1 protein-coding gene is annotated in these 261 nt (G+C 71.3%); it reads left to right on the top strand.

Annotated elements, in window-relative coordinates:
- Positions 1–261: alpha/beta fold hydrolase (locus tag ACSNOK_RS34820; RefSeq protein WP_436784709.1), on the top strand; the 261-nt coding region annotated here is incomplete at both ends.

Below are 261 nucleotides of genomic sequence, written 5' to 3'. Positions count from 1 at the left end.
ACTCCGACCCCTCCGCCTGGGACGAGGCGCGGTACTCCTCGCTGGAGGGGTACGCGCAGGACGTGCTGGAGATCTGCCGCGAGCTGGACCTGCGGGACGTGACGTTAGTGGGGCACTCGGTCAGCGCCATGATCGGGGTGCTGGCGGCGCTGCGCGAGCCGGAGCGCTTCGCCGGGCTGGTCCTGCTGGCCCCCTCCCCGTCCTACATCGACGACGGCGAGTACCGGGGCGGCTTCAGCGAAGCCGACATCGAGGAGCTGC

Origin of the sequence: Streptomyces sp. URMC 126 (genome assembly GCF_051386555.1) — a bacterium.
Classification (GTDB): domain Bacteria; phylum Actinomycetota; class Actinomycetes; order Streptomycetales; family Streptomycetaceae; genus Streptomyces.
The sequence above is the reverse complement of the archived record's forward strand: the minus strand, read 5'-3'. Positions and strand labels throughout refer to the sequence as shown.